Consider the following 22,200-nt stretch of genomic DNA (forward strand, 5'->3'; position numbering starts at 1 on the left):
CTGACCCGCGATTGCCCCGACCCCGGACCGACGGCCTAACCTGGGGCGATGTTCACCGGAATCATCGAGGAGCTCGGCGAGGTTCTCGCCCGTGACGACCGAGCGGATTCGGCTCGGCTGGTCATCACCGGCCCGCGGGTGACCGCCGACGCCGGGCACGGGGACTCGATCGCGGTCAACGGGGTCTGCCTGACCGTGGTGGACGTCGGTGACGGCCGGTTCAGCGCCGACGTCATGGCCGAGACCCTGCACCGGTCCAGTCTGGGGGACCTGGCGGTGGGCAGCCGGGTGAACTTGGAGCGTGCGGTGGCGGTGGGGGCGCGCCTCGGCGGGCACATCGTGCAGGGCCACGTCGACGGCACCGGTCAGATCGTGGCGCGCACCCCCGCCGAGCACTGGGAGGTGGTGCGGGTGGCGTTGCCGACGGCGCTGGCGCGCTACGTGGTCGAGAAGGGTTCGATCACCGTCGACGGGATCTCGTTGACGGTCTCCGGTCTCGGCACCGAGACGCACGGGTCCTGGTTCGAGGTGTCGCTGATCCCGACCACCCGCGAGCTCACGACCCTGGGCACCAGCCCGGTCGGCGCGGCGGTCAACCTCGAAGTCGATGTGCTGGCCAAATATGTGGAGCGGCTGCTCGCCGGTGATCGGTGAGTGACCCGCTCGGCCCGCCGGGACTACCCGTCGGACTCGGCGGACTCGGCGGACTTTAGCGCGAGGATGTTCTGCACCCGCTGGCGGTGGACCACGGCCAGCTGCGCCGCGACGGCCACCGCCACCACGATCGCCAGGTAGAACCCCGTGTTGACCTTCAAATAGCCGAGGAGCGTCGCGACGACGCCCGTGGCGCCCAGGACAACCGCGGTGAGCACCGCTCTGCGGCGGTCGCGGCGCATCCGGTCGGGACGCCGATCGCCCAGATACGCGGTGCCGAGACGGACCGCCGACCCACGCACCGCCGGATCCTGCGGAACGACACCGGTGGTGATGGCCGCGATGGCCGCCGACCGCTCGGCGGCGCTCAAGCCCGCGACCGCGGCGGCAATCGACCGGTGTCGGCCGCGATTCATGGACAGTAGACAGGCCGACACGGCGACCCCGAAACAGGACGCGGCGATCGCGGTGGAGCACCCGTCGGACCAACCGTGACCGCGGGGTGGCACAAGCGTAAACAGCACCGCCCAGAGTGCGCCGCTGAGCACCGCCAACACCACAAACTGGACCCCGCGCGGTTGCAGCGCGAATCGGAGCGACACAGCGACCAGTATTCACCGTGCTACGGCACCCGGTGCCGGCCCGGCTACTAACCCGCCCGCTAACCGGGCCACGAATTAGCCACAGCGGCGAAGTGGTCCATACTGAACAGGCAAGCAATGTCGATAGGGATGGGACGAGGCGGCACAGATGACGAAGTTCGACACCGTCGAACGGGCGGTTGCCGACATTGCCGCCGGTAGAGCCGTCGTCGTCATCGACGATGAGGACCGGGAGAACGAAGGCGATCTGATCTTCGCCGCGGAGAAGGCCACCCCCGAACTGGTGGCGTTCATGGTCCGCTACACCTCCGGATACCTCTGCGTCCCGCTGGACGGGGCCGTTTGCGACCGGCTCGGCCTGCTCCCGATGTACGCGGTCAACCAGGACAAACACGGCACCGCCTACACCGTCACCGTCGACGCCAAACACAACATCGGCACCGGGATCTCCGCCGCCGACCGGGCCACCACGATGCGGCTGCTCGGCGACCCCGACAGCGTGGCCGACGACTTCACCCGCCCGGGCCACGTGGTGCCGCTGCGGGCCAAGGACGGCGGGGTGCTGCGCCGGCCCGGTCACACCGAGGCCGCGGTCGATTTGGCCCGGATGGCCGGGCTGCAGCCCGCCGGCGCGATCTGCGAGATCGTCAGCCAAAAAGACGAGGGCGCCATGGCCCAGACCGATGAGCTGCGCACCTTCGCCGACGAGCACGGTCTGGCGCTGATCACCATCGCCGATTTGATCGAGTGGCGCCGCAAACACGAAAAGCACGTCGAACGGGTCGCCGAGGCGCGCATCCCCACCCGTCACGGCGAGTTCCGCGCCGTCGGCTACACCAGCATCTACGAGGACGTCGAGCACGTGGCGCTGGTGCGCGGTGAGATCGCCGGGCCGCATCACGACGGCACCGACGTGCTGGTGCGTGTGCACTCCGAATGCCTCACCGGTGACGTGTTCGGCTCGCGGCGCTGCGACTGCGGCCCCCAGCTGGACGCCGCGCTGGAGATGGTCGCGGCCGAGGGCCGCGGCGTGGTGCTCTACATGCGCGGCCACGAGGGCCGCGGCATCGGGCTGATGCACAAACTGCAGGCCTACCAGTTGCAGGACGCCGGCGACGACACCGTCGACGCCAACCTCAAACTGGGACTGCCCGCCGACGCCCGCGACTACGGCACCGGCGCGCAGATCCTCGTCGACCTGGGCGTGCGGTCGATGCGGCTGCTGACCAACAACCCGGCCAAGCGGGTCGGCCTCGACGGCTACGGCCTGCACATCCTCGAACGGGTGCCGCTGCCGGTGCGGGTCAACTCCGAGAACATCCGCTACCTGAAGACCAAACGCGACCGGATGGGCCACGACCTGACCGGGCTCGACGACTGCGAGCACCTGCCGCTGCCCGGCGACCTGGGCGGGGCGCTGTGATCGGCGCGGGACGCACCCGATGAGCGGTGGCGCCGGGGTGCCCGAACTGCCCCAACTCGATGCCTCCGGTGTGCGACTGGCGATCGTGGCGAGCACATGGCACGCCACGATCTGCGATGCGCTGCTGGCCGGGGCGACCGCCGTGGCGGCCCGCTCCGGAATCGCCGAGCCCACCGTGGCGCGGGTGCTCGGCGCGATCGAGATCCCGGTGATCGCCCAGGAATTGGCCAGCAGTCACGATGCCGTTGTCGCATTGGGCGTGGTGATCCGCGGCGCCACACCACATTTCGACTATGTCTGCGACGCGGTCACTCAAGGCCTCACCCGTGTCGGTCTCGACGCGGCCACCCCGGTCGCCAACGGGGTGCTCACCACCGACACCGAACAGCAGGCCCTCGACCGGGCCGGGTTGCCCGACTCGGCGGAGGACAAGGGTGCGCAGGCCACCGCGGCCGCGTTGAGTTCGGCGCTGACACTGCGTGCCCTGCGCGCCGCGCCGTGAGCCCCGCCGAACCCGCCTGGGACGTGGAGATCCGCCCGCACCGGGTGAAGTACTTCGTCTACATCGGGGCGATCTCGATCGCGGCCATCCACATCGCGGTGAGCTTTCTGCTCACGGTCGGCTCCAGCGGCGTGGTGTTTCGGGTGCAGGATCAGATCGCGATCATCGGCATCGGTCTGATCCTGGCGGCGGCGGTGATGTTGCTCGGCCGTCCCCGACTGCGGGTGGGCCCGGCCGGCATGTCGGTACGCAACGTGGCGGGTGACCGTCTCGTGCCGTGGACACAGGTGCAGGCGGTGGTGTTCCCGGCGAATGCCCGCTGGGCGCGGATCGAGTTGCCCCACGACGAGTACGTGCCGTTGATGGCGATCCAGGCGATCGACGACGACCGCGCCGTGGACGCCATGGATACCGTGCGTGACCTGGTGGCCCGCTACCGTCGCGACCCCGACGCGCCGAGCGCCGACTAGCCTGGAGGGGTGCCTGACCCCGCGACCTACCGGCCGGCCCCCGGGACGATCCCGGTCGATCCCGGTGTCTACCGGTTCTTGGATCCGCACGGTCGCGTCATCTACGTCGGCAAAGCCAAGAACCTGCGCAGCAGACTGACGTCGTACTTCGCCGACCTCGCCGGGTTGCACCCCCGGACCCGGCAGATGGTGACCACCGCCGCGCGCGTCGAATGGACGGTGGTGGCCACCGAAGTCGAGGCGCTGCAACTGGAATACAACTGGATCAAGGAATACGATCCGCGCTTCAACGTGCGTTACCGCGACGACAAGACCTACCCGGTGCTCGCGGTGACGCTGGGCGAGGAATACCCACGCCTGATGGTCTACCGGGGGCCGCGCCGTAAAGGGGTGCGCTACTTCGGCCCGTACTCGCACGCCTGGGCGATCCGCGAAACCCTCGACCTGCTCACCCGGGTCTTCCCTGCGCGCACCTGTTCGGCGGGGGTGTTCAAACGTCACCGTCAGATCGGCCGGCCGTGCCTGCTCGGCTACATCGACAAATGTGCTGCGCCGTGCGTGGACCGTGTCTCCGCTGAGGAGCACCGACGGATCGTGGAGGACTTCTGCGACTTTCTGTCCGGCAAGACCGACCGGTTCGCCCGCCAACTCGAACAGCAGATGAACGCTGCAGCAGAGGAACTCGATTTCGAGCGGGCTGCGCGGCTGCGTGACGATCTGGCCGCGCTGCGTCGTGCGATGGAAAAGCAGGCCGTGGTGCTCGGCGACGGGACCGACGCCGACGTGATGGCGTTCGCCGACGACGACCTTGAGGCGGCGGTTCAGGTCTTCCACGTGCGCGGTGGACGGGTCCGCGGCCAGCGCGGCTGGGTGATCGAAAAGTCCGGTGACCCCGGAGATTCCGGCCAGCCACGGTTGGTGGAACAGTTCTTGACCCAGTTCTACGGAGATCAGGCCGAGCTCGACGGCGCCGCCGACGAGGCGACCAATCCGGTGCCGCGGGAGGTCCTGGTGCCATGCCTGCCGCCGGCTGCTCCGGAGGTGGCGGCGTGGCTGTCCGGCCTGCGCGGTTCACGGGTTCGGCTGCGCGTCCCGCAGCGCGGTGACAAGCGGGCGCTGGCCGAGACCGTGCAGCGCAACGCCGCGGAGGCCCTTCAACAGCACAAACTGCGCCGGGCGGGGGATTTCACGGCCAGATCGGCCGCACTGCAAGGAATCCAAGACGCTCTGGGGCTCGCCGAGGCGCCGCTGCGCATCGAATGCATCGATGTGAGCCATGTGCAGGGCACCGACGTGGTGGCCTCCCTGGTTGTGTTCGAGGACGGACTGCCGCGTCGATCGGACTACCGCCGGTTCGCCATTCGTGAGGCAGCTGGGCAGGGCCACTCCGACGACGTCGCCTCGATCGCCGAGGTCACCCGACGCCGGTTCGTGCGCCATCTGCAGGATCAGGCCGATATGGTTGCCCCGGAAGGCAAATCGCGTCGGTTCGCCTACCCACCGAACCTGTTCGTCGTCGACGGCGGGGCTCCGCAGGTCAACGCCGCCGCCGCGGTGCTCGACGAGTTGGGGGTCACCGATGTGGCGGTGATCGGGCTCGCCAAACGACTCGAGGAGGTGTGGGTGCCCGCCGAGCCCGACCCGGTCATCCTGCCGCGCCGCAGCGAGGGCCTCTACCTGCTGCAGCGGGTGCGTGACGAGGCGCACCGGTTCGCCATCGCCTACCACCGCAGTAAGCGGTCGAAACGGATGACCGCCTCGGCCCTGGATTCGGTGCGCGGACTGGGGGAGACCCGACGGCGGGCGCTGGTGAACCACTTCGGCTCGGTGGCCGCGATCAAGAAGGCCACCGTGCAGGAGATTACCGCCGTGCCCGGCATCGGCGCCACGACCGCCGAGGCGGTCCTGGACGCGTTGACCGACACCGAGTCGCAGAACCGGGAGGTGACCGAGGCGTGAACGAGATCGCTGCAGGCAGCACAGGATCCGACATCGATGTGGTGTTGGTGACCGGTCTGTCGGGCGCAGGTCGGGGAACCGCAGCGAAGGTGCTGGAGGATCTCGGCTGGTACGTGGCCGACAACCTGCCGCCGGAGCTCATCACCCGCATGGTCGACCTGGGTCTGGACGCCGGGTCGCGGATCACCCAGCTGGCCGTGGTGATGGACGTCCGGTCGCGCGGGTTCACCGGCGACTTGGACTGGGTGCGTACCGATCTGGCCACCCGCGGTATCACTCCGCGGGTGCTGTTCATGGATGCCGCCGATGACATGCTGGTGCGCCGCTACGAGCACAACCGGCGCAGCCACCCCCTGCAGGGCACGCAGACGCTGACCGAGGGGATCGCCGCGGAGCGCCGTCTTCTGGAGCCGATCCGGGCGGCCGCCGACCTGCTCATCGACACCTCGACGATGTCGGTGCGGGAACTGCGCGAGGCCATCGAGAACGCGTTCGGTGGGGAGACGGTCGCCCACACCAGCATCACGCTGGAATCGTTCGGCTTCAAATACGGGCTTCCGATGGACGCCGACATGGTGATGGACGTGCGCTTTCTGCCCAACCCGCACTGGGTCGATGAGCTGCGCCGCCACACCGGCCAGAACCCGGCGGTGCGCGACTACGTGTTGCGCCAACCGGGTGCAAGCGGATTCCTCGAGACGTACCATCGGTTGCTGTCGCTGGTCGTCGAGGGCTACCGGCGGGAGGGAAAGCGTTACATGACGGTCGCGATCGGCTGCACCGGCGGTAAACACCGCAGTGTGGCGATCGCCGAGGAGTTGGCACGGATGCTTGAACCCGACGACGGGCTCTCGGTGCGGGTGCTTCACCGGGACCTGGGCCGGGAATGACACCGCCGCCCCCGATGACCGACCATCGCATCGTCGCCCTCGGCGGTGGCCACGGTCTCTACGCGACCCTGTCCGCCGCGCGCAGGCTGAGTCCGCACGTCACCGCCGTGGTCACCGTCGCCGATGACGGTGGCTCGTCGGGCCGGCTGCGCAGCGAGATCGACATCGTCCCGCCCGGTGATCTGCGGATGGCGCTGGCCGCGTTGGCCTCCGACAGCAGGCAGGGCCGGCTGTGGGCGACGCTGATCCAACACCGCTTCGGTGGCAGCGGCGCGCTGGCCGGCCACCCGATCGGCAACCTGATGCTGGCCGGTCTCTCCGAGGTGCTCGGCGACCCGGTGGCCGCCCTCGACGAGCTCGGCCGCATCCTCGGGGTCAAGGGCCGGGTGCTGCCGATGTGCCCGGTGGCCCTGCAGATCGAGGCCGACGTCTCCGGCCTGGAGTCCGATCCGCGGGTGCCGCGGGTCATCCGCGGGCAGGTGGCGGTGGCCACCACCCCCGGCAAGGTGCGCCGGGTGCGGCTGCTGCCCGACGATCCGCCGGCCACCCGCCAGGCGGTCGACGCGATCATGGACGCCGATCTGGTGGTGCTCGGCCCCGGTTCCTGGTTCACCAGTGTCATCCCGCACGTGCTGGTGCCGGGGCTGGCCGCGGCCCTGCAGGCCACCTCCGCGCGTCGGGCCCTGGTGCTCAACCTGGTGGCCGAGCCGGGGGAGACCGCCGGGTTCTCCACCGAACGGCACCTGCACGTGCTCGCCCAGCACGCGCCCGGGTTCACCGTGCACGACATCGTCGTGGACGCCCAGGGGGTCGCCGGCCAGCGGGAACGCGACCAGTTGCGCCGCGCGGCCACCCTGCTCGGCGCCGAGGTCCAGTTTGCCGATGTGGCCCGACCTGGTACACCTTTACATGACCCAGCGAAGTTGGCTGCCGCGCTCGACGCGGTGCGGACGCGCGGCGCCGGTGCCGCCGCGAAGACCGCCCCGGTGCGGGTCGAACAGCAACCACAGCGTGCCGGTGTGGAGGGACGGGGAGGTGACGACGGGTGGCGATGACCGCAGAGGTCAAAGATGAGCTGAGCCGTCTCCCGGTCACCTCGGTCACTGCCCGACGCGCCGAGGTCGCCGCCCTGCTGCGTTTCGCCGGCGGCCTGCACATCGTGTCCGGCCGGGTGATCGTCGAAGCCGAACTGGACCTGGGGATCACCGCGCGCCGGTTGCGCAAGGACATCTTCGACCTGTACGGCTACACCGCCACGGTGCGGGTGCTCACCGGCACCGGGATCCGCAAGAACACCCGCTACGTGCTGCAGGTCTCCGCCGACGGGGAGGCGCTGGCGCGCCAGACCGGGCTGCTGGACCTGCGCGGACGCCCGGTGCGCGGGCTGCCCGCCCAGGTGGTCGGCGGCAGCGTCGGGGATGCCGAGGCGGCCTGGCGGGGCGCCTTTTTGGCCCACGGCTCGCTGACCGAGCCCGGCCGCTCCTCGGCGCTGGAGGTCAGCTGTCCCGGCCCGGAGGCGGCCCTGGCCCTGGTCGGTGCGGCCCGGCGCCTCGGGGTGTCGGCCAAGGCCCGGGAGGTGCGCGGCGCGGACCGGGTGGTGGTGCGCGACGGCGAAGCGATCGGCACCCTGCTGACCCGGATGGGCGCCCAGGACACCCGGCTGATCTGGGAGGAACGCCGGATGCGCCGGGAGGTGCGCGCCACCGCCAACCGGCTGGCCAACTTCGACGACGCCAACCTGCGGCGCTCGGCGCGCGCCGCGGTCGCCGCCGCCGCCCGGGTGGAGCGGGCGCTGGCGATCCTCGGCGACACCGTGCCGTCGCATCTGGCCGAGGCCGGCAAGCTGCGGGTCGAGCACCGGCAGGCCTCGCTGGAGGAACTCGGCCGGCTGGCCGACCCGCCGATGACCAAGGACGCCGTCGCCGGGCGGATCCGGCGGCTGCTGTCGATGGCCGACCGCAAGGCCAAACAGGACGGGGTTCCCGACACCGAGTCGGCGGTCACCCCCGACCTGCTCGACGAGGCGTGAGCCCGCCGCCGCCGACCGGGCAGTGGCCCGCGCATCTCCCGGCGGTGCAGGTTCGGCATGCCCGGCCCACCGCCCGGCTCGCGGACATCATCGAGTTCTACGGCGCGGTGCTGGGCCTCCCGGAGCTGCATCGCAACACCGATGGGGACTGGTCGGTGGTCATGTTCGGGCTGCCCGGCGAACACCACCACCTGGAGTTCGTCGCCCACCGTGACGGCATAGGCGACGGCATAGACGGGACCGCGCCGACCCGGGAGAACCTGCTGGTGTTCTATTTCGAATCGACCGCCGGGCAACAGGCGGTGGCCGACCGTTGCCGCCGCAGTGGCGCCCGTGCGGTGACGCCGGACAACCCGTGGTGGGGCCGTCACGGGGCGGTGGCTTTTCTGGACCCCGACGGGTGGACGATAGTGCTCATGCCGGCGCCCATTAGGCTGGTGGGCGGAGCACACCAGACTTCAGCAGAAATGAGGACAGACCAGTGACGGTCCGGGTAGGTATCAACGGCTTCGGTCGAATCGGGCGCAACTTCTTCCGGGCGTTGGATGCGCAGAAGGCGCAGGGCAACGGCCCCGACATCGAGATCGTGGCGGTCAACGACCTCACCGACAACGCCACCCTGGCGCACCTGCTGAAGTTCGACTCCATCCTCGGCCGGCTGCCCCACGAGGTGAGCCTCGACGGCGAGGACACCATCGTGGTCGGCTCCACCAAGATCAAGGCCCTGGAGGTCAAAGAGGGCCCGGCCGCGCTGCCGTGGGGGGACCTGGGCGTCGACGTGGTCGTCGAGTCCACCGGCATCTTCACCAAGCGGGACAAGGCGCAGGGCCACCTCGACGCCGGGGCCAAGAAGGTGATCATCTCCGCGCCCGCCTCCGACGAGGACATCACCATCGTGCTGGGCGTCAACGACGACAAGTACGACGGCAGCCAGAAGATCATCTCCAACGCCTCGTGCACCACCAACTGCCTGGGCCCGCTGGCCAAGGTCCTCAACGACGAGTTCGGCATCGTCAAGGGTCTGATGACCACCATCCACGCCTACACCCAGGACCAGAACCTGCAGGACGGCCCGCACTCCGACCTGCGCCGCGCCCGCGCCGCCGCGGTCAACATCGTGCCCACCGGCACCGGTGCGGCCAAGGCGATCGGCCTGGTGCTGCCCGAGTTGAAGGGCAAACTCGACGGCTACGCGCTGCGGGTGCCGATCCCGACCGGTTCGGTCACCGACCTGACCGCCCACCTGAACAAGGCGGCCAGCGTCGAGGACATCAACGCCGCGATGAAGGCCGCCGCCGAGGGACCGATGAAGGGCATCCTGAAGTACTACGACGCGCCCATCGTGTCGTCCGACATCGTCACCGACCCGCACTCCTCGCTGTATGACGCCGGCCTGACCAAGGTCATCGACGACCAGGCCAAGGTGGTCTCCTGGTACGACAACGAGTGGGGCTACTCCAACCGGCTGGTCGACCTGGTCGCCCTGGTCGGCAAGTCCCTGTAGCGGCGGGCACGTCGTGGCCGACACCGCGATCAAGTCTCTCGCCGACCTGCTGGCCGAGGGGGTGGCCGGGCGCGGGGTGCTGGTGCGCTCCGATTTGAACGTCCCGCTGGACGCCGACGGGGCCATCACCGATTCCGGGCGCATCGACGCCTCGGTGCCCACCCTGTCCGCGCTGGTCGACGCCGGCGCCAAAGTGGTGGTCACCGCGCACCTGGGCCGGCCCGACGGCCGCCCGGACCCGGCGTTGTCCCTGGCGCCGGTGGCCGCCGCCCTGGCCGAGCGCCTCGGCCGACACGTGCAGCTGGCCACCGATGTGGTCGGCACCGACGCGCTGGCCCGCGCGGAGGGACTCACCGACGGCGATGTGCTGCTGCTGGAGAACATCCGCTTCGACCCGCGCGAGACCAGCAAAGACGACGCGCAGCGCCTGGCGCTGGCCCGTGAACTCGCCGAGCTGGTGGCCGCCCCCGACGGCAGCGCCGGGGCGTTCGTCTCCGACGGGTTCGGGGTGGTGCACCGCAAGCAGGCCTCGGTCTACGACGTGGCCACCCTGCTGCCCTCCTACGCGGGGCGCCTGGTGGCCGCCGAGGTGGCCGTGCTGACTCAGCTGACCGAATCCACCGAGCGGCCCTACGCGGTGGTGCTGGGCGGTTCGAAGGTCTCCGACAAGCTGGCGGTCATCGAGTCGCTGGCCGACAAGGCCGACAGCCTGGTGATCGGCGGCGGCATGTGCTTCACGTTCCTGGCCGCCCAGGGACTGTCGGTGGGCACCTCGCTGGTGCAGCCGGAGATGGTCGACACCTGCAAGCGGCTGCTGGAGACCTACCACGACGTGATCCGGCTGCCGGTCGACGTGGTGGTCGCCGAGCGGTTCGCCGCCGACGCCGAGCCGCAGACCGTCCCCGCCGACGCGATCCCCGGCGACCGCATGGGCCTGGACATCGGGCCCGGCTCGGTGGAGCGGTTCACCGCGTTGCTGTCGAACGCGAAAACCGTGTTCTGGAACGGCCCGATGGGCGTGTTCGAGTTCCCGGCGTTCGCCGCCGGCACCCGCGGGGTGGCCGAGGCGATCGCCGCAGCCACCGCCAAAGGCGGGTTCTCGGTGGTCGGCGGAGGCGACTCCGCGGCCGCGGTGCGCGCCCTGGGCCTGCCCGACGACGGTTTCTCCCACATCTCCACCGGCGGCGGGGCGTCGCTGGAATATCTGGAGGGCAAAACCCTGCCCGGCCTCGACGTGCTGCGCAGCACGGGACAGTAAAGGACAGCCATGAGCCGCAAACCGCTGATCGCCGGCAACTGGAAGATGAACCTCAACCACTTCGAGGCGATCGCGCTGGTGCAGAAGATCGCGTTCTCCCTGCCGGAGAAGTACTTCGCCCACGTCGATGTCACGGTGCTGCCGCCGTTCACCGACCTGCGCAGCGTGCAGACCCTCATCGACGGGGACAAACTGCAGCTGACCTACGGCGCCCAGGACCTGTCGGCGCACGACTCCGGGGCCTACACCGGCGAGATCAGCGGGGCGTTTTTGGCCAAGCTGGGTTGCAGCTACGTCGTGGTCGGGCACTCCGAGCGGCGCACCTACCACGGCGAGGACGACGCGCTGGTCGCGGCGAAGGCGGCGGCGGCGCTCAAACACGAACTGACCCCGATCGTCTGCGTCGGGGAGGGCCTGGAGATCCGGGAGGCCGGCGACCACGTCGAGTACTGCGTGCAGCAGGTGCGTGGCTCGCTGGCGGGGCTGTCCGCCGAGCAGATCGACGCCAGCGTCATCGCCTACGAGCCGGTCTGGGCGATCGGCACCGGACGGGTGGCCGGGGCCGCCGACGCCCAGGAGGTGTGCGCCGCGATCCGTGCGGAGGTGGCGCAGTTGGCCACTCCGGCGGTCGCCGAGACGGTGCGGGTGCTCTACGGCGGGTCGGTCAACGCCAAGAACATCGGAGAGCTGATCGGGTGCGACGACGTCGACGGCGCCCTGGTCGGCGGTGCCTCCCTGGACGGGGAGCAGTTCGCCACGCTGTCGGCGATCGCCGCCGGCGGGCCGCTGCCGTGACGGCCGGGCGACGGCCGTGCGATAGGGTGAGCCCATGATTTTGACCCTGAAGATCATCTTGGTGATCACCAGCATCCTGGTGATGCTGCTGGTGCTGCTGCACCGCGCCAAGGGTGGGGGACTGTCGACACTGTTCGGCGGGGGTGTGCAGTCCAGCCTCTCGGGGTCGACCGTGGTGGAGAAGAACCTCGACCGGGTGACGCTGTTCGTCACCGGCATCTGGGTGGTGTCGATCGTCGGCGTGGGTCTGCTGATCAAATACGCCTGACCCGGCGACCCCGGAGCACCGATACTGGGGCCTATGGCCGAACCGTCCGACACCGTCCCGTCTGACACCGTCCCGTCCGACAACATCCCGTCCGACACCGCGTTGAGTCCCATCGGCGCGGTTCAGCGAACCCGGGTGGGCCGCGACGCCACCGAGCCGATGCGCGACGACATCCGCCTGCTCGGCGCGATCCTGGGCGACACGATCCGCGACCAGCACGGCGACGAGGTGTTCGCGCTGGTCGAACGGGCCCGGGTGGAGTCGTTTCGGGTGCGCCGCTCCGAGATCGACCGGGCGGACCTGGCGGCGATGTTCGCCGGGCTCGACACCGCCGCGGCGATCCCGGTGATCCGGGCGTTCAGCCATTTCGCGTTGCTGGCCAACGTCGCCGAGGACATCCACCGGGAACGGCGCCGGGCCGTGCACGTCGCCGCCGGCGACCCGCCCCCCGATTCCAGCCTGGAGGCCACCTACGCCAAGCTGGACCGGCTGCGCGCCGCCGGCGAGCTGGACACCCCGGCGGTCACCGCGGCGCTGGCCGGCGCCCTGGTCGGCCCGGTCATCACCGCCCATCCCACCGAGACCCGCCGCCGCAGCGTGTTCACCACCCAGCACCGCATCACCGTGCTGATGCGGCTGCGTGCGGCCGGGCACACCACCACCGACGACGGCCGTGACATCGAACTGCAGCTGCGCCAAGCGATCCTGCTGCTGTGGCAGACCGCGCTGACCCGGTTGACCCGCCCGCAGCTCACCGATGAGATCAAGATGGGTCTGCGCTACTACCCGGCGGCGTTCTTCGAGGTGGTGCCGCGGCTCAACGCGGAGCTGCGCGCCGCGCTGCGGCAGCGTTGGCCCGACCCGGAACTGCTGGCCGAGCCGATCCTGCGGATGGGCTCATGGATCGGCGGGGACCGTGACGGCAACCCGAACGTGACCGCCGAGGTGGTCCGCTACGCCACCGGCAGCGCCGCCTTCACCGTGCTCAGCCACTACCTCGGTGAGCTGCGGGAGCTGGGCCGGGAGTTGTCGCTGTCGGGGCGGCTGGTCGCCGTCAGCCCGGCGCTGAGCGCACTGGCCGGCGCGACGGCATCCGAATCCGGCGACGACGAACCGTACCGGCAGGTGATCGATTTGATCCGGGCACGGCTGTCGGCGACGGCGACCGGTCTGCTGGACCGCGACCCGCCGGATCTGCTGGTTTTGGACGTGCCGGCCTACCGCACCGCCGCGGAACTGCGCGCCGACCTCGACACCGTCGACGCGTCGCTGCGCGGCCACGGCAGCAGCGTGCTCGCCGACGACCGGTTGGCGCGGCTACGCGAAGCGGTGCACGCGTTCGGGTTCCACCTGAGCGGTTTGGATCTGCGGCAGAACTCCGACGTGCACGAGGACGTGGTCGCCGAGCTGATGGCGTGGGCGGGGGTGCATCCGGACTACGCCGGGCTCGGCGAGGACGAGCGGGTGGCACTGTTGGCCGCCGAGCTGGCAACCCGCCGCCCGCTGTTGCGTCCCGGGGCGGTGCTCTCCGAGGTCGCCACCCGCGAGCTCGGCGTGCTCACCGAGGCCGCCCGCGCGGTCGCGGCGTTCGGGCCGCGGGCGGTGCCCAACTACGTGATCTCGATGTGCCGATCGGTCTCGGACATGCTGGAGGCGGCGGTCCTGCTCAAGGAGGTCGGCCTGCTCGACGGATCGGGGGTCGCCGGACCGGAGGTGGTCAACCCGGTCGGGGTGGTGCCGCTGTTCGAAACCATCGACGACCTGCACCGCGGTGCGCGGATCCTCACCGACGCCCTCGCGCTGCCCGGCTACCGGGCGCTGGTCGCCGCGCACGGCGACACCCAGGAGGTCATGCTCGGCTACTCCGACTCCAACAAGGACGGCGGGTACCTGGCGGCGAACTGGGCGCTCTACCGCGCCGAGCAGGCGCTGGTCGACGCCGCGCGGGCCACCGGGATCCGGCTGCGGCTCTTCCACGGGCGCGGCGGCACCGTCGGGCGCGGCGGTGGCCCCAGCTATGAGGCGATCCTGGCCCAGCCGCCCGGCGCGGTGTCCGGGTCGTTGCGGCTCACCGAGCAGGGGGAGGTGATCGCCGCGAAATACGCCGAGCCGCGCGCCGCGCACCGCAACCTGGAGGCGCTGCTGGCCGCCACCTTGGAGTCGACGCTGCTGGATGTGGAGGGCCTCGGCGCCGACGCCGAGGCCGCCTACGCGGTGCTCGACGACCTGGCGGAGCGCGCCGAGGCCGCCTACGCGGCGCTGGTGCACGACACCCCCGGCTTCGTCGACTATTTCACCGAGTCCACCCCGGTCACCGAGATCGGGGAGCTCAACATCGGCAGCCGGCCCACCAGCCGAAAACCCACCGCCGCGATCGAGGATCTGCGCGCCATCCCGTGGGTGCTGTCCTGGAGCCAGTGCCGGGTGATGCTGCCCGGCTGGTACGGGGTGGGCTCGGCGATCGAGGGGTGGCTCGATGCCGGGCCGCAGAGCCGCGCAGACCGGCTGGCGGTGCTGCGCGACCTCTACCGGCGGTGGCCGTTTTTCACCACGGTGCTGTCGAACATGGCCCAGGTGCTGGCCAAAACCGATCTCGGGCTGGCCGACCGCTACGCCGACCTGGTCGAGGACCCCGCGTTGCGGGCCACGGTGTTCGGGCACATCGCCGACGAGCACGCCCGCACCATCGCCATGCACCAGCAGGTGACCGGCGAACAGAACCTGCTCGCCGACAACCCGGGGCTGGCCCGATCGGTGTTCAACCGGTTCCCGTACCTGGAGCCGCTGAACCACCTACAGGTGGAGTTGCTGCGCCGCTACCGCGCCGGCGACGACGACGAGCAGGTGCGCCGCGGCATCCTGCTGACGATGAACGGTCTGGCCAGCGCGCTGCGCAACAGCGGCTGACCGGTCCGCGCGGGTCGCTCAAGGTCGCTTAGCGTCGCGTCCAGCCGAACACGGTGTTGACCGCGCCGCGCACCGCCGACTCGGCCATCGCCAGGGGTGAACCCACCGCCCCGCGAAGGTCTTTGAGCCCCAGCATGTACTCCACCCGCTCGGCGATCGCCTCCAACCGGTCGACCACCCCGCCCAGCGAGGTGGTGACCTCGTCGAGACTGGCCAACGTGCGATCGAGGTGGTCGAGGGTCCGGTTGAGCGCCACCATCGACGTGTCCAGCCCCTCGATGGTGCCGCTGAGCCCGGAGAGCACCTCATCGACCTGGCCGACGGTGACGTCGGCGTTCATCGCGGCCTGGGCCAGCGTCTTGATGCGTCCCCGAACCGGGGTGTCGCGGTCGGATCGGTCTACCATGGGTTCATTATGGCCGCTGCGGCAGCGCCGCGGCGGCTTCTGCGTCAAGTAACCACACGGTGTGTTCGCTGCCGATCGCCCCGGCCGCCGGGATCTCGCCCGCATCGGCCCCGCCGACCGCGGCGGCGACCGCCTCGGCCTTCGCCGCCCCCGACACCACCAGCCACACCTGCCGGGCGCGGCGCACCGCCGGCAGCGTCAACGTGATCCGCCGCGGCGGCGGCTTGGGGGAGTCGGGCACCCCGACCACCAGTCGGGTCGTCTCGGCGATGGCCGCGGTGTGCGGGAACAGCGAGTTGATGTGGCCTTCGGCGCCCATCCCCAACAGGTGCACGTCGAAGTCGTCGACCGCGGCGATCACCCGGTCGTAGGCCGCCGCCGCGGCGTCGAGGTCGTCGCCGGTGTCCGGGTCGTCGCTGGCGGCCATCGCGTGCACGTTGCCCGCCGGGATGCCCACCCGGTCCAGCAGCGCCTCACCGGCCTGTTTGGCGTTGCGCTCGGCGTCGTCGGCCGGAACGAACCGATCATCGCCGAAGAACACCTGCACCCGCGTCCAGTCGATCGCCGCGGGATGGGCGGCGACGTGGCGCAACAGTCCGATTCCGGTGCCCCCGCCGGTGAGCACGATGCGCGCTCGCCCGCGGGTGGACAGTGCCGCCTCGATCGCGCCCACCAGGCGGTCCCCGGCCGCGGCGACCAGCGTCGCGGTGTCGGGGTAGGTGTGCACGGTGGTCTGCGGGGTGCTCATCGGTACTCCACTCGGTCGAGGCCCTCGAGGGCCGAGCAGTAGATCTCGTCGGCGTCGAGGCGGCGCAGGTCCTCGGCGAGGCATTCGGCGACGTCGCGGCGCGGCAGCGAGATCAGCGTGTCGGGTTTGCCGGTGCGGCTCAACGTCGCGACCACCCCGTCCTGCGGGCGGCTGAGCGTGATCGTCTCGGTGCCGCGGGTGATCTCGATGGTCAGCGCGCCGATCTCCCGGCGCACCGGCGCGTCGAGCCGGCTGGCCAGCCAGCCGGCGAGGATGTCCAGCGCCGGTTCGGTGGCCAGCCCCGACACCACCACACCGGTGACCGGTTCATGCGGCGGCAGATCCAGCGCGGAGGCCAGCAGGGCCCGCCAGTAGGTGATGCGGCTCCACGCCAGGTCGGTGTCGCCGGCGGTGTAGCCGGCGCGCCGACCGCGGATCGCCGCCAGCGGGTCGGCGCTGTTGGTGGCGTCGGTGAGCCGCCGGACCGCCAGCCGGCCCAAGGTGTCCTCGGCCGGGCGGGCCGGAGCCTGATCGGGCCACCACGCCACCACCGGGATGTCGGGCAGCAGAAACGGCACCACCACCGACTCGGCGTGCTGGGCCAGCGGCCCGAAGAGCCGCAGCACCACCACCTCACCGGCTCCGGCGTCGCCGGCGACGCGCAGCTGCGCGTCGAGGCGGGCGGCGTCGGCGGGGTCACCGCGCAACACCACGATCACCCGGCACGGATGCTCGTGGCTGGCGGCGTTGGCCGCGTCGATCGAATCGGCCACCAGGGACGAGTCGGCCGCACCGGCGTCGTCGCCGGGTACGACGATCAGCGTCAGCACCCGGCCCATCGTGACCGCGCCGACCTCCTCGCGGACCTGGTCGAGTCGTTTGTTGATCGCGGTGGTGGTGGTGTCGGGCAGATCCAGGATCATCGGCACCGCTCCTCTCCGCGGCCGTGGCGCCCCGTCACGGCCGCCGCCATTCCCGGCCGGTGCGCGCCAACATCCGCACCGCCGACTCCGGGCCCCAGCTGCCGGCCGGGTACGGGTCGGGCCGGCCGTGGGCGGCCCACCGGTCGAGCACCGGGTCGAGAATCTCCCAGGACAACTCCACCTCGGCGTTGACCGGGAACAGCGACGGCTCCCCGAGCAGCACATCGAGGATGAGTCGTTCGTAGGCCTCCGGGGAGTCCTCGGCGAACGCCGACCCGTAGGAGAAGTCCATGTTGACGTCACGGACCTCCATCAAGTGCCCCGGCACCTTCGACCCGAACCGCAACGTGATGCCCTCATCCGGCTGCACCCGGATCACCAGGGCGTTCTTGCCGAGTTCGTTGGTCATGGTCGCGTCGAACGGCAGATGCGGGGCGCGTTTGAACACCAGGGCGATCTCGGTGACCCGCCGGCCCAGACGTTTGCCGGTGCGCAGGTAAAACGGCACCCCCGCCCAACGGCGCGTGTCGACCTCCAACGTGAGGGCGGCGAACGTCTCGGTGACCGAGTCGTGGGCGAAGCCCTCCTCCTCCAACAGGCCGACGACCTGCTCGCCGCCCTGCCACCCGGCCACGTACTGGCCGCGTGCGGTGGTCTGCTCCAGCGGCCCGACCAGCCGCAGCGCGGAGAGCACCTTGATCTTTTCGACCTGCAGCTGCGAGGGGCCGAAACTCACCGGCTCCTCCATCGCGGTCAGCGCCAGCAGCTGCAGCAGGTGGTTCTGGATGACGTCGCGGGCCGCACCGATCCCGTCGTAGTAGCCCGCGCGTCCGCCGAGCCCGATGTCCTCGGCCATGGTGATCTGCACATGGTCGACGTAGTGGGCGTTCCAGATCGGATCGAACAGCTGATTGGCGAAGCGCAGCGCCAGGATGTTCTGCACCGTCTCCTTGCCCAGATAGTGGTCGATGCGGAACACCGACTCCTCCGGGAACACCCGGTTGACCACCCGGTTGAGTTCGCGCGCACTGGCCAGGTCGTGGCCGAACGGCTTCTCGATCACCACCCGGCTCCACCGGCCCGGCCGCGGATCGGCCAGCCCGCTCGCGTGCAGCTGCTCGCAGACCGCCGGAAACGTCTTCGGCGGGATCGACAGGTAGAAGGCGTGGTTGCCGCCGGTGCCGCGCTCGGTGTCGAGCTGGGTCAAGGTGGCCGCCAGCCGGGCGAACGCCTCCGGGTCGTCGAAGGTGCCCGGCACGAACCGGAATCCCTCGGCCAGCCGGTCCCAGACCTCCTGACGAAACGGGGTCCGGGCGTGGTCACGCACCGCCTCGTAGACCACCTGCCCGAAATCCTCGTCGGCCCAGTCCCGGCGGGCGAACCCGACCAGCCCGAAGTTCGGCGGCAACAAGCCGCGGTTGGCCAGATCGTAGATCGCCGGCATCAGCTTCTTGCGCGACAAATCGCCGGTCACCCCGAAGATCACCACCGCACACGGGCCGGCGATACGCGGCATCCGCTTGTCGCGCTTGTCGCGCAGCGGGTTTCGGGGATTACGCCACTCCTCGGCGGCGGTGACGCTCACTTGCCAGCGGCGTCGAGGTGGGCCTGGGTCTCGGTGGACAGTTCAGCCCACGAATCCTCGAATTTGCGCACGCCCTCGACCTCGAGCAGCTCGAACACATCGACCAGATCGATACCGACACCGGCGAGTTGGTCGAAGACCTTCCCGGCGGCCGCCGCGGTGCCGCTGACGGTGTCGCCGCTGATCGCCCCGTGATCGGCGACTGCCTCGATCGTCTTCTCCGGCATGGTGTTGACCGTGTTCGGTGCGACCAATTCGGTGACGTAGAGGGTGTCGGGGTAGTCGGGGTTCTTCACCCCGGTCGACGCCCACAGCGGGCGCTGCACCCGCGCGCCGGCCTCGGCCAGCGCGGCGAACCGGCTGTTGGTCGGTGCGTTTTCGAACACCTCCTGGTAGGCGGCGTAGGCAAGCCGGGCGTTGGCGACCCCGGCCTGGCCGCGCAGCGCCAGCGCGTCAGGGGTGCCGATCTTCTCCAGCCGACTATCGACCTCGGTGTCGACCCGGGATACGAAAAACGAAGCCACCGAATGGATCTGGGAAATATCGTGGCCCGCGGTGCGTGCCGCCTCGAGTCCGGCGAGGAACGCCTCCATCACCTCGCGGTGCCGCTGCACCGAGAAGATCAAGGTCACGTTGACCGAGATGCCCTCGGCGAGGGTGGCGGTGATCGCGGGCACGCCTTCCTTGGTGGCCGGGATCTTGATGAACAGGTTCGGCCGGTCGACGATCTTCCACAGCTCCACCGCCTGGGCCACCGTCTTGTCGGTCTCGTGGGCCAGCCGCGGATCCACCTCGATCGAGACGCGCCCGTCGACCCCGCCGGAGGCCTCCCACTGCGGCGCCAGCACGTCGCAGGCGTCGCGCACGTCGTCGGTGGTGGCGGTGCGGATCGTGGCGTCGACGTCGGCGCCGCGGGCGGCGAGCTCGGCGATCTGGGCGTCATAGAGGTCGCCCTCGGCGAGTGCCTTCTGGAAGATCGTCGGGTTGGTGGTGATGCCGACCACGCTGCGGGTGGCGATCAGCTCGGCGAGGTTGCCGGTGGTCAGCCGGCTGCGCGACAGATCGTCCAGCCACACCGAGACGCCGGCGGCCGACAGCGCGGCCAGGTTCGGATTCTGGGTTGGTGTGCTCATTGGGTCTTACCCCTCTCGTTGGTTGTGCAGGGTGCGCTCGGCGGCCGCCACGACGGCCTCCGGGGTGAACCCGTACTCGCGGAACAACGTCTTGTAATCGGCCGACTCCCCGAACCGCTCGATCGAGACGATCTCGCCGGTGTCGCCGACCCAGCGGTGCCAGCTCAGCGCCACCCCGGCCTCCACCGCGACCCGGGCGGTCACCGCCGGCGGCAGCACCGCGTCGCGGTACTCGGCGGGCTGGGCGGCGAACCACTCCAGACACGGCATCGACACCACGCGTGCCTCAATGCCCTTGTCGGCCAACAATTTCTGTGCCTCCACGGCGAGCTGGAGCTCGGATCCGGTGCCGATCAGCACCACATCGGGGTCCGCTGCGCCGGCCCCACCGAGCACGTAACCGCCGCGCGCCACCCCGTCGGCGCTGGTGCCGGCGAGCACGGGCACGCCCTGGCGGGTCAAGGCCAGCCCGACCGGGCCGCTTTCGGCACCGCGCGCCAGCACGGTGCGCCAGGCGTACGCGGTCTCGTTGGCGTCGGCCGGGCGCACCACCGACAGGTTCGGGATCGCGCGCAGCGCCGCGAGGTGCTCGACGGGCTGGTGGGTGGGGCCGTCCTCGCCGAGCCCGATCGAATCGTGGGTCCACACGTAGATCGTGTCGATGTTCATCAGCGCGGCCAGCCGCACCGCCGGGCGCATGTAGTCGGAGAACTGCAGGAACGTGCCGCCGTAGGCGCGGGTCGGGCCGTGCAGCACGATCCCGGACAGGATCGCGCCCATCGCGTGCTCGCGGACCCCGAAGTGCAGGGTGCGCCCATGCCAGTGGGCGGTGTACTCGCTGGTGCTGATCGTCGGTGGGCCGAACGAGTCGGCGCCTTTGATGGTGGTGTTGTTGGAGCCGGCCAGATCCGCCGAGCCGCCCCACAACTCGGGCAGAGTCGGGCCGACAGCGGCGAGCACCGCCCCGGAGGCCGCCCGGGTGGCCACCGCCTTGCTGCCCGGCTCCCAGGACGGCAGGTCCGCGTCCCAGCCGTCGGGCAGTTCGCCGGCGAACAACCGGTCCAGCAGGGCCTTGCGCTCCGGGTGGCGCTTCGCCCAGGCGTCGAAGTCGGCCTGCCAGGCGTCGTGGGCGGCCTTGCCGCGCTGCACGAGCGAGCGGGTGTGGGCGATGACCTCGTCGCTGACCGCGAAGTGGCTCTCCGGGTCGAACCCGAGGACCCGTTTGGTGGCGGCGACCTCGTCCTCACCCATGGCGGCGCCGTGGATCGCGCCGGTGTTCATCTTCGTCGGCGCCGGATAGCCGATGACGGTGCGCAGCAAGATGAACGAGGGCCGGTCGGTGACCGCCTTCGCGGCGGCGATCGCCTCCTCGATGGCCGCGACGTTCTCACCGCCCTCGACGGTCTGCACATGCCAGCCGTAGGCGCGGTAACGCGCGGCGGTGTCCTCGCACAACGCGATCGTGGTGTCGTCCTCGATGGAGATCTTGTTGTCGTCGTAGAACACGATGAGGTTGCCCAGCTGCTGCACCGCCGCCAGCGACGACGCCTCGCTGGTCACCCCCTCCTCGATGTCCCCGTCGGAGGCGACGACGTAGATGTGGTGGTCGAACGGGCTGGCCCCCGGCGCGGGGTCCGGGTCGAACAGGCCGCGCTCGTAGCGGGCCGCCATCGCCATGCCCACCGCCGAGGCCAGGCCCTGCCCCAGCGGTCCGGTGGTGATCTCCACGCCGCGGGTGTGGCCGTACTCGGGGTGTCCGGGCGTCTTCGACCCCCAGGTGCGCAGCGCCTCCAGATCGGCCAGCTCCAGGCCGAACCCGCCGAGGTAGAGCTGGATGTACAACGTCAGGCTGGAGTGCCCGCACGAGAGCACGAAACGATCGCGGGCCACCCACTCGGTGTCGGCCGGGTCGTGGCGCATCACCCGCTGGAACAGCGTGTAGGCCAGCGGCGCCAGACTCATCGCGGTCCCCGGGTGTCCGCTGCCGCACTTCTGCACGGCGTCGGCGGCCAGCAGCCGGGCCGTATCGACCGCGGCCGTGTCGACCGCCGTCCAGTCGTCGGGCAGGCGGGGCTCGGTCAGCGTGGCGATGTCTTCGGCTGTGGTCACGAACGTTGTTTCCTCGGGGATCGACGGGGAGGGGT

21 protein-coding genes are annotated in these 22,200 nt (G+C 70.6%); 14 read left to right on the plus strand and 7 right to left on the minus strand.

Features of this window, described 5'->3' with window-relative positions; genetic code table 11:
- The first annotated feature begins 48 nt into the window (after nt 1-48).
- Nucleotides 49-654, plus strand: coding sequence for a riboflavin synthase (locus B8W67_RS00095; protein WP_069391960.1), 606 nt, complete (start codon nt 49-51; stop codon nt 652-654).
- Between the two features lie 23 nt (nt 655-677).
- Here the strand turns inward: B8W67_RS00095 and B8W67_RS20460 are convergent, their stop codons facing one another.
- Nucleotides 678-1,025 carry a hypothetical protein gene (locus B8W67_RS20460; protein WP_133056027.1) on the minus strand — a complete coding sequence of 116 codons (348 nt, stop codon included), beginning with the start codon at nt 1,023-1,025 and terminating at the stop codon, nt 678-680.
- Between the two features lie 379 nt (nt 1,026-1,404).
- Between B8W67_RS20460 and B8W67_RS00105 the strand changes: the two genes are divergently transcribed.
- Genes B8W67_RS00105 through ppc form a run of 13 tightly spaced genes read left to right on the plus strand, consistent with a single transcriptional unit; the run spans nt 1,405 to nt 15,261 of the window.
- Nucleotides 1,405-2,679, plus strand: a complete 1,275-nt coding sequence (locus B8W67_RS00105; protein WP_069391962.1) for a bifunctional 3,4-dihydroxy-2-butanone-4-phosphate synthase/GTP cyclohydrolase II — start codon at nt 1,405-1,407, stop codon at nt 2,677-2,679.
- A gap of 19 nt (nt 2,680-2,698) precedes the next feature.
- Nucleotides 2,699-3,181 (plus strand): 6,7-dimethyl-8-ribityllumazine synthase, encoded by a 483-nt coding sequence (gene ribH / locus B8W67_RS00110; RefSeq protein ID WP_069391963.1) that lies wholly within the window; start codon nt 2,699-2,701, stop codon nt 3,179-3,181.
- A complete protein-coding gene (locus B8W67_RS00115) occupies nt 3,178-3,651 on the plus strand; it encodes a PH domain-containing protein (RefSeq protein ID WP_085301710.1) in 474 nt (157 codons plus the stop codon). Before ribH ends, B8W67_RS00115 begins: the two co-directional genes overlap by 4 nt.
- 9 nt (nt 3,652-3,660) lie before the next feature.
- On the plus strand, nt 3,661-5,610 hold the full coding sequence (gene uvrC / locus B8W67_RS00120) for an excinuclease ABC subunit UvrC (RefSeq protein WP_085301712.1): 1,950 nt from the start codon (nt 3,661-3,663) through the stop codon (nt 5,608-5,610).
- A complete protein-coding gene (gene rapZ / locus B8W67_RS00125; protein WP_069391966.1) occupies nt 5,607-6,500 on the plus strand; it encodes an RNase adapter RapZ in 894 nt (297 codons plus the stop codon). The genes uvrC and rapZ overlap by 4 nt, the downstream gene beginning before the upstream one ends.
- 14 nt (nt 6,501-6,514) lie before the next feature.
- Nucleotides 6,515-7,555: a uridine diphosphate-N-acetylglucosamine-binding protein YvcK gene (gene yvcK, locus B8W67_RS00130; protein WP_109470094.1), complete on the plus strand. Its 1,041-nt coding sequence runs from the start codon at nt 6,515-6,517 to the stop codon at nt 7,553-7,555.
- Nucleotides 7,552-8,529, plus strand: coding sequence for a DNA-binding protein WhiA (gene whiA, locus B8W67_RS00135; protein WP_084228735.1), 978 nt, complete (start codon nt 7,552-7,554; stop codon nt 8,527-8,529). Before yvcK ends, whiA begins: the two co-directional genes overlap by 4 nt.
- Nucleotides 8,530-8,573: 44 nt before the next feature.
- Complete coding sequence (locus B8W67_RS00140) at nt 8,574-9,014, plus strand: VOC family protein (protein WP_234806620.1); 441 nt, start codon at nt 8,574-8,576, stop codon at nt 9,012-9,014.
- Nucleotides 9,011-10,033: a type I glyceraldehyde-3-phosphate dehydrogenase gene (gap, locus tag B8W67_RS00145; protein WP_085301716.1), complete on the plus strand. Its 1,023-nt coding sequence runs from the start codon at nt 9,011-9,013 to the stop codon at nt 10,031-10,033. The genes B8W67_RS00140 and gap overlap by 4 nt, the downstream gene beginning before the upstream one ends.
- A 13-nt stretch (nt 10,034-10,046) precedes the next feature.
- Nucleotides 10,047-11,291: a phosphoglycerate kinase gene (locus B8W67_RS00150; RefSeq protein ID WP_085301718.1), complete on the plus strand. Its 1,245-nt coding sequence runs from the start codon at nt 10,047-10,049 to the stop codon at nt 11,289-11,291.
- A 9-nt stretch (nt 11,292-11,300) separates the two neighbouring features.
- Entirely contained in the window at nt 11,301-12,086 is a 786-nt protein-coding gene (gene tpiA / locus B8W67_RS00155; protein WP_069391972.1) for a triose-phosphate isomerase, read from the plus strand.
- Between the two features lie 34 nt (nt 12,087-12,120).
- The gene (gene secG / locus B8W67_RS00160) at nt 12,121-12,354 is read left to right on the plus strand and encodes a preprotein translocase subunit SecG (protein WP_069391973.1); all 234 of its coding nucleotides are present in this window, start codon (nt 12,121-12,123) and stop codon (nt 12,352-12,354) included.
- Between the two features lie 33 nt (nt 12,355-12,387).
- Complete coding sequence (ppc, locus tag B8W67_RS00165) at nt 12,388-15,261, plus strand: phosphoenolpyruvate carboxylase (protein ID WP_085301720.1); 2,874 nt, start codon at nt 12,388-12,390, stop codon at nt 15,259-15,261.
- Nucleotides 15,262-15,289: 28 nt separating this feature from the next.
- On the opposite strand, the gene B8W67_RS00170 is transcribed toward ppc, so the two are convergent.
- The 6 genes from B8W67_RS00170 to tkt all read right to left on the minus strand — a co-directional run bounded on the left by B8W67_RS00170 (nt 15,290) and on the right by tkt (nt 22,165).
- Nucleotides 15,290-15,667, minus strand: coding sequence for a hypothetical protein (locus B8W67_RS00170; protein ID WP_069391975.1), 378 nt, complete (start codon nt 15,665-15,667; stop codon nt 15,290-15,292).
- Between the two features lie 7 nt (nt 15,668-15,674).
- Complete coding sequence (pgl, locus tag B8W67_RS00175; RefSeq protein ID WP_069391976.1) at nt 15,675-16,415, minus strand: 6-phosphogluconolactonase; 741 nt, start codon at nt 16,413-16,415, stop codon at nt 15,675-15,677.
- Nucleotides 16,412-17,338: a glucose-6-phosphate dehydrogenase assembly protein OpcA gene (gene opcA / locus B8W67_RS00180; protein WP_069391977.1), complete on the minus strand. Its 927-nt coding sequence runs from the start codon at nt 17,336-17,338 to the stop codon at nt 16,412-16,414. Before opcA ends, pgl begins: the two co-directional genes overlap by 4 nt.
- A 34-nt stretch (nt 17,339-17,372) precedes the next feature.
- The gene (zwf, locus tag B8W67_RS00185) at nt 17,373-18,854 is read right to left on the minus strand and encodes a glucose-6-phosphate dehydrogenase (RefSeq protein ID WP_109470095.1); all 1,482 of its coding nucleotides are present in this window, start codon (nt 18,852-18,854) and stop codon (nt 17,373-17,375) included.
- A gap of 65 nt (nt 18,855-18,919) precedes the next feature.
- A complete protein-coding gene (gene tal / locus B8W67_RS00190; RefSeq protein ID WP_085301722.1) occupies nt 18,920-20,056 on the minus strand; it encodes a transaldolase in 1,137 nt (378 codons plus the stop codon).
- Nucleotides 20,057-20,062: 6 nt separating this feature from the next.
- The gene (gene tkt, locus B8W67_RS00195) at nt 20,063-22,165 is read right to left on the minus strand and encodes a transketolase (protein ID WP_069391980.1); all 2,103 of its coding nucleotides are present in this window, start codon (nt 22,163-22,165) and stop codon (nt 20,063-20,065) included.
- Nucleotides 22,166-22,200: the final 35 nt, after the last annotated feature.

It is taken from the genome of Mycolicibacillus koreensis, from assembly GCF_002104795.1.
Classification (GTDB): domain Bacteria; phylum Actinomycetota; class Actinomycetes; order Mycobacteriales; family Mycobacteriaceae; genus Mycobacterium; species Mycobacterium koreense.